Source organism: Parvibaculum sp. (assembly GCF_035325945.1).
Taxonomy (GTDB): Bacteria; Pseudomonadota; Alphaproteobacteria; order Parvibaculales; family Parvibaculaceae; genus Parvibaculum.
In genome coordinates this window covers 152,394-153,973 of sequence record NZ_DAOKYX010000001.1, presented here as the reverse complement: position 1 = coordinate 153,973, position 1,580 = coordinate 152,394, and the positions used below count along the sequence as shown (strand labels likewise).

General features: G+C 65.3%; 2 protein-coding genes. One reads left to right on the top strand and one right to left on the bottom strand.

Annotated features, from left to right (window positions below):
• Positions 1-186: 186 nt before the first annotated feature.
• Positions 187-1,170, bottom strand: coding sequence for an alpha/beta hydrolase (locus PKA57_RS00775; protein ID WP_324297008.1), 984 nt, complete (start codon positions 1,168-1,170; stop codon positions 187-189).
• Positions 1,171-1,419: 249 nt separating this feature from the next.
• On the opposite strand from PKA57_RS00775, the gene ykgO reads away from it, so the two are divergent.
• Entirely contained in the window at positions 1,420-1,545 is a 126-nt protein-coding gene (gene ykgO, locus PKA57_RS00770) for a type B 50S ribosomal protein L36 (protein WP_324297007.1), read from the top strand.
• Positions 1,546-1,580: the final 35 nt, after the last annotated feature.

Genomic DNA, 1,580 nt, shown 5'->3' with positions numbered 1-1,580 from the left:
GCCCATGCCGGCCGGATCGTCGTCGGCGAGCGCATCATCCTGCCGCTCGCGGCGGATGGCGAAAACGCCGACGGCATTCTGGGCGCGACGGTCTACCGTTATCTGAAGCAGGGGTTTGAAGGGGGCACGGGCGGAGCGAACCTGTCCGACGAGAGCGGGACTTACGTCGCTCTCTAGCCGTCGAGATCAGCCGAGCGCCCCTTCCGCCTCCCATTGCGCCATCAGCGTCGCGACGGCTGCGGCGAAGGCGTGCGGCTGATCGAGCATGATGTGGTGCTGCGCGCCGGGGATCGTGAAGACGGGCTTCTCGGGCGCGAGCTTTCGCAGATAGTCCACGATGGAGGGGTGGTAGTCCTTGCTCTCGAGGCCGAGCATGGTCGCGCCCTTGCAGGCAAGGTTCTTGTAGATCTCGGCGTGATCGTCGCCCATCCGCAGGCCGTTGAAGAGTTCGGCGTCGAACTTCCACGTCCAGCCTGCCTCGTCCGAATGACGGCGGCCCGGATTCTCGCCGCGCTTCACCTCGCGCAGGCTGAGGTTGCCGATATAGTCGATGATGAAGCCGTTGGCGCAAGGCTGGAGCGGCGCCAGGCGGAAGCGCGCTCGCGCCGTGTCGAAATCGGGATAGATGCGCGTCGGCCGGCGCGGATTGTCGAGGAACCATTCATGGCGCTCCTCGGGCGCGCGCACCGTGAAGTCGGCGAGAATGATGCCGCCCAGCCGCTCGCCATGATATTTGCCCGCCATGAGCGTCACGAAGCCGCCAAAGGAGTGGCCGACGACGACAGGCTTCGGCCCGAGGCCCGCGTCGAGGGCGACAGCGCCAATCTCGTCCGCGAAGCTCTCGCGCGAATAGCGCTCGCGCCAGTCGCTGTCGCCCATGCCGCCAAGGTCCATGGCGGCGACGTTGTAGCGGTTGGTCAGAAGCGGCGCGATGAAGGAAAACCACTCCGCATGGGCGCCGTTGCCATGGACGAAAAGGATGCCCGGCCGCTTCGGATCGTCATTGCCCCAGCGCAGATAGTGGATGCGCGCGCCATCGACCGTTACGCGGCGGCTCTCGCGCGGCGCGGCCAGCGCCTCCCGGAACCACTGCGGACGATGCCGCGTCACGTCCTCTTCGGGAAGCGTGCGGACCGGAGGTTCTGAAGGGGTGGGCTTGTCGAACGCCATTTACATACCGTGGGGGAGATTCGTGGCATCGAAAGTGACGCCAGTGCCATTTTCTATTTGGCCGGTGATGTAAACTGTTTTGCGGGCGGGGAAAAGACCCGGGCGGAGCCGATCCAGAGTCTGGTTGACAGGGCGGGGTCTGCCCCTTAGTTTCCGCGCCAACTCCAAGGCTGTCCGGCCCGAAATGCCGATGGCGAGGCTTCCCGGCCGACGCCCAGCCCGTTGAATTCTGGCCCCGAAGGTTTCGTCATGAAGATTCGTAACTCCTTGAAATCGCTGCGTACTCGCCACCGCGACAACCGTCTCGTCCGGCGCAAGGGGCGTATCTACATCATCAACAAGACGAATCCGCGCTACAAGGCCCGCCAGGGCTGATCGGCGGAGCCGTCCGCGTGGCTTCGGGCCCGCAC

Bases quoted from the DNA above. Each gene is read 5' to 3' on its own strand.
- PKA57_RS00775 (WP_324297008.1), bottom strand. From the start codon at position 1,170: ATGGCGTTCGACAAGCCCACCCCTTCAGAACCTCCGGTCCGCACGCTT.
- ykgO (WP_324297007.1), top strand. From the start codon at position 1,420: ATGAAGATTCGTAACTCCTTGAAATCGCTGCGTACTCGCCACCGCGAC.